The organism is Pandoraea sp. PE-S2R-1, from assembly GCF_002179865.1.
Taxonomy (GTDB): domain Bacteria; phylum Pseudomonadota; class Gammaproteobacteria; order Burkholderiales; family Burkholderiaceae; genus Pandoraea.
Genome location: NZ_NGUR01000018.1, coordinates 1 through 5493, shown reverse-complemented (window position 1 = coordinate 5493; position 5493 = coordinate 1). Strand labels below are relative to the sequence as shown.

At 60.8% G+C, this 5493-nt stretch carries 4 protein-coding genes; 3 read left to right on the top strand and 1 reads right to left on the bottom strand.

Annotation, left to right across the window (positions count from 1 at the left end; all coding sequences use genetic code 11):
• On the top strand, positions 1-612 hold a 612-nt coding region (locus CDV44_RS26165; protein WP_141118811.1), incomplete at its 5' end, for an MFS transporter.
• Positions 613-646: 34 nt separating this feature from the next.
• On the top strand, positions 647-1096 hold the full coding sequence (locus CDV44_RS26160) for a type II 3-dehydroquinate dehydratase (RefSeq protein ID WP_087691559.1): 450 nt from the start codon (positions 647-649) through the stop codon (positions 1094-1096).
• A 4-nt stretch (positions 1097-1100) separates the two neighbouring features.
• Here CDV44_RS26160 and CDV44_RS26155 read toward each other — a convergent pair whose 3' ends face one another.
• Positions 1101-2615 (bottom strand): MFS transporter, encoded by a 1515-nt coding sequence (locus CDV44_RS26155; RefSeq protein ID WP_087691558.1) that lies wholly within the window; start codon positions 2613-2615, stop codon positions 1101-1103.
• Between the two features lie 328 nt (positions 2616-2943).
• Here CDV44_RS26155 and CDV44_RS26150 point away from each other — a divergent pair, with 328 nt between their 5' ends.
• Positions 2944-5025, top strand: a complete 2082-nt coding sequence (locus tag CDV44_RS26150) for an OPT family oligopeptide transporter (RefSeq protein ID WP_087691557.1) — start codon at positions 2944-2946, stop codon at positions 5023-5025.
• The last annotated feature ends 468 nt before the right edge of the window (positions 5026-5493 follow it).

Genomic DNA, 5493 nt, shown 5'->3' with positions numbered 1-5493 from the left:
TTCATGCTGCTCATGGGCGCGAATATCTTCGCCATTTTCGGTGCGCTGATCGGCGGCACGCTCAGTGATCGGATCGGCCGCAAGAAGGCGCTGGCGATTGGCTCATGCGCCACGCTGCTGATCTCGCTCGTGTATTTCTCCGTACTGGATACGCGCAGCTTCGTGCCGATGTTGCTGATCATGGGGCTCTTTCTCGGCTTCACGCAGTACCAGAGTGGTATTCAGCCGGTGGCCTTTGCCGAGGCGTTTCCGACCAACGTCCGTTACTCGGGCTCGGCGCTCGCCTATACCGGGGCCAATCTGCTCACGGGCGGGCCGATGCCGATGGTCGCGGTCTGGCTGCTCTCGATCAGCAACGGATCACCTTGGGCTGTGGTGGCGTTGTGCGCCACGCTCAATGTGATTTCGCTGGCCGCCATTCTCATTGGGCCGGAGACGCGCGGCATCGACATGCACCGCACCGACTCGACGCATGCGCTCACGGGTGATGCTGCGGAGGCTGAACACTTGGCGACGCTCGGTAGCGGTAGCGGTAGCGGCACCGGCAGCGCGGCCAATGTCTCGCGCGTCGCGCCAGTCGACGGTGCGCATGGCATGCGCAACAGCCATTGATTATTTGTCTTTCACGGGAAACGCATTCACCACCATGTCCGATCTTGTCTACATCCTCAACGGACCGAACCTCAACATGCTCGGCAAGCGCGAGCCGCACCTCTACGGGCACACCACGCTCGCCGAGATCGAAACGACCGTGCGGTCAGTGGCAGCACAGCTTGAACTGCGTTGCGAGTTCCGGCAGACGAACAGCGAAGCCACGATGATCGACTGGTTGCAGGAAGCGTTCGAAGCCGGCGCGGGCGTCATCCTCAACCCGGCCGGCTTCTCGTTCCGATCCATTCCGGTGCTTGACGCTGCGAAGCTGATCGAGCGCCCGTTGATCGAGGTGCATATCACCAACATCCACAAGCGCGATGAGATTTACCGGCACTCGTTGATTTCGACCGTGGCGACTGGCGTGATCTGCGGTCTCGGCGTGCAGTGCTACCCGCTGGCACTGCACGCGATGTCCGGGATGTTGAGGGCAGCGCGTTCTTAAATAACTAGCGCGCCCGGGCGTGCCAGCGGCCCCACGCGGCGGTAGCGATCAGCAAGATGGCTGCCGCCGCGATCACGGCATTGAAGCCTTGATCAAAGGCGGTATTCGCCAGACGCGTGAGCGACTCGGCGAGTGCCGCCGGCAATTGTTCGGCAACGATCTGCGCCTCGTCGAGGCTATCGCGCACTACGCTCGGCAGTGCATCGGTCTGTGGCACTTGCATGCCACGGGCGTACACGAACGACAGCAGACTGCCCATGAACGTCACGCCCAACGCGCCGCCAAGTTCGTACGAGACTTCCTCAACCGAGGCCGCCATCCCGGCACGTTCCGGCGGCGCACTCTGCATGATCGTGCTCGACGCGGCGGTCATCGTCGCGCCGACGCCAAAGCCGAGAATGGCCAACGTGATGATCGACGGCATCAGCCCCATGTCACGCACGAACAGATAGCCCGCCATCCCGATCCCCGAGATCAGCAACGCGATCGGCAACATGCGGGCGCCACCCAGACGCGGCAACAGTTGACCGGCAATCGGCCCGGCGACGAAGGCAGCGAGCGGCAACGGCACGATGGCCCAACCGGCTTCGAGCGGCGAATAGCCGAGTACCAGTTGCAGACGCTGACTGAATACCAGTTCCATCCCGATCAGCGATGCCGACGCGACCAGCGCCGCGACGACAGCACTTGCGAATGCCGGATTGCGGAACAGTTTGAAGTCGAGCAACGGGTGAGCACTGCGTTGTTGACGGCGCACGAACGCCGCGAGGAAAACGCCACCCACGACAAGCGCCACGCCCACCGTCGACCAGTCAGGCGAAGGCTTACCAGCCGACTTGATCGCATAGGTCAAACCGACCAGCCCCACCATGAAGAGCACGGAACCGAACCAGTCCCACGGCTGCGTCGACGTCGCGCCACCCTTTGGAATCAGCCAGTACGCCAGCGGCAACGCGAGCAACACGATGGGTACGTTAATCAGGAAGACCGAGCCCCACCAGAAGTGTTCGAGCAACGCACCACCGACGACCGGGCCAAACGCGGCACCGCCTGACGCGACCGATGCCCAGATGCCGATGGCCAACGCACGTTCGCGCGAATCGGCAAACGTGAGGCGAATCAGCGAAAGCGTGGCCGGCATCATCATCGCGGCACCTACGCCAAGCAGTGCGCGAGCGGCGATCAACAGGTTGGCGTCGGGCGAGAAAGCCGCCGCCAGTGAGGCGATACCGAAGACGGCCAGCCCCGCGATGAACAGACGCTTGTGACCAAGGCGGTCGCCGAGCGTGCCCATACCGAGCAACAGGCCGGAGACGACAAGCGCGTACGCGTTGACGATCCACAGCTTGGCGGACGCCGTCGCTGCAAGATCGTGGGTCAGACGCGGCAGTGCCGTGTAAAGCACCGTCATGTCGATCACGATGAGCAGCAGCGCCACCGAAACGATCGCGAGTACCAGCCAGCGACGACGGTCGCTGGTTTGAGGCACCGGATGCGAAGAGGTATGCAGACTGGACATCGAAGAACTCCTTTATGCGCAGATCCGTTCGTACTCGCCTTGGCGGATCCGGGCTTTGTTATCACCCAAGGGAAAACCCGAATCATCCATCATTAAAGGAATTAGGAAAAGTTAGATTCCATCCGAAAACTAGATGGATATGCGCAGTATTTGGTCAATTCTTGTGGCGAATGGGTTATTGCATTGGATTAGCCGGTGCATTTGGGATTTAGAAGCGGGATTCGAGCAGACGCACAATCACGGCCGTCAAGACTGGCGGCATGACAGCCGGACGCATACAATCTGCGCCACATTCCCATCGGGCGAAAATCCCCCCTAATTCGTACACATGGCTTCTCAACCGACTCGTATTCCCGACGCAGTTTCGCTACCCGAATTAACGGTACGCGGCATGATTCTCGGCGCGCTGATCACTGTGGTGTTCACCGCCTCCAATGTTTATCTCGGCTTGAAAGTCGGTCTCACCTTTTCATCGTCCATTCCGGCGGCGGTAATCTCGATGGCCGTGCTGCGCGCGCTGCGTGGCGGCAATATCCTCGAGAACAATATGGTGCAGACGCAGGCGTCTGCGGCCGGCACGCTCTCGTCGATCATTTTCGTTTTGCCGGGCCTGTTGATGATTGGGCATTGGCAAGGTTTTCCGTTTGGCTTAACGCTCGCGATTTGCGCATCGGGCGGCATTCTCGGTGTGCTCTTCACGATCCCGTTGCGACGCGCGATGGTGGTGGACAGCGATCTGCCTTATCCGGAGGGTGTGGCTGCGGCTGAAATTCTTCGTGTCGGCAGTGAAGGCGACGATGCGTCGGCCTCGAATTCCGCTAACGGTCAGTCGGATCGTCAATCGAATGCAGCGGGTGGCAGTGGCGTGCGTGAGATTGCGTTTGGTGGCGTGGTGTCGGCGTTGTTTGCATTCGCCACGAATGGTCTGAAGATTTTTGGGGAAAGCATTACCGCGTGGATTCCTGCTGGCACGGCGGTCTTTCGACTGACTAGTGGCTTTTCGCTGGCACTGATCGGGGCGGGCTATCTGATCGGTATTGTTTCGGGTCTGGCGATTCTGCTCGGCATCCTATTGAGCTGGGGCATTGCGGTGCCGGTGCTGACGTCGATTACGCCCAATACCGATGGGCAGGCGATGGCCGCGTTCGCGAACGGGCTCTGGCAGCACAAGGTGCGGTTCATTGGCGCGGGCACCATCGGCGTTGCCGCCGTGTGGACGCTTATTACGCTCGCCAAGCCCATGGTCGAAGGCGTCAAGACGTCGTTTGCGGCGTTGGGCCAGTCTCGGGCTCGTGGCACCGGCGTGAAGCTCGGCCGGACGGAACAGGATCTTTCGCCGCGCTGGGTCATTGGCTTGACGCTGGTTTGCGTTGCCGTCTGGGTGGTGACGTTCGGTGTGTTCCTTGCGGACGCACCGTTGTCGGTCGGCGGCATTGCGACGCTGGTGGCTTGCAGTGTGGTGTTCGCAGTGGTCTTCGGCTTTTTGGTTGCTGCTGCTTGCGGTTATATGGCGGGCTTGGTCGGGTCATCGGCGAGTCCGATTTCCGGCATCGGTATCGTCGCGGTGGTGCTGGTCTCGTTGTTGATTCTCAGCGTGAGCCAGGCGAGTGGTCTGCTCGATACGACGGCCGGCGGCAAGCTGGCGATTGCGCTGGCGCTATTCACGACGGCGGCTGTTATCGCGATTGCCACGATTTCGAACGACAACCTGCAAGATCTGAAGACGGGTTGGCTCGTGGGTGCGACGCCGTGGCGCCAGCAGGTGGCGTTGCTGGTGGGTTGCGTGGTCGGCGCGGCGGTGATTCCGCCGGTGTTGAATCTGCTCTACAACGCGTATGGCTTTACGGATGCGTTGCCGCGCGCCGGGATGGATCCGTCGCAGGCCTTGTCGGCGCCGCAGGCCATTCTGATGACGGCGATCGCCAAGGGCATCTTCACGCATCAGCTCGACTGGTCGATGCTCGGTATTGGCGCGGTGGTGGGACTGGTGATGATTGCCATCGATGCGATGCTGGCAAAGCGCGGTGGCGTTGCGCGGTTGCCGGTGATTGCGGTGGGGATTGGTATTTACCTGCCGCCGACGATTGGTTCGGCGTTGGTGATCGGTTCGGTATTGGGTTGGATTTCGCACCGAGTGATGAAGGCGCGTGCGAAAGCGCATGGCAAAGACTTCGGACCGTATGCGGACGCCGCTGAGCGACGCGGTGTGTTGTTAGCGTCGGGGCTGATTGTCGGCGAAAGCCTAGTGGGCGTAGCGATGGCGATGGTGGTTGGCTTCACTGGCTCGGATGCACCGTTGGCGATCGTAGGCAGCGGGTTTGCCGGGACAGCCGATTGGATCGCATTCGCAGCATTTGTCGCGGTATGCGTCGTGCTAGTTCGCCGTGTATTGGCGGCGGTACCGCGATAAATAGCGGCAGTTCGCGATCGTTGTTGTTTGTGATGTTTTTCTATTGGCGATAGTTGTTAGCGCTAGGTCGGATGTCGAAAGCTTCGATATCCGACCGACACCGGCTTAGACGCAACGTCAGCGGTAGCGCTTGGTGCTGGTGTGACGGAGGTCCATTCTCGCCGTCACCGTAGATCAGAGCCCTTCCCCGCAGCCCCTCTCTTCCCCCAGCTTCATCTCCTAACGCGGCACGACACTGCGAGCACTGCGAGTGAACGCGTTCTCGCATTAGTCAACGCAACACCGCTTCAGAGCGATTTCGAGTCCTGACGCCCATTCCGCATTCCACTCCACGCGAAGGCGCAGACCGGCCACCGAGCCAACTCGAGAGACCAAGTGCGCCAAGAAGGAGAACACCAGAAGGGATCTGAACGCGAAGCGAATCAATTGCGCTAGCGGTATCTGGGAGACAACGATCGGTCAGCACGT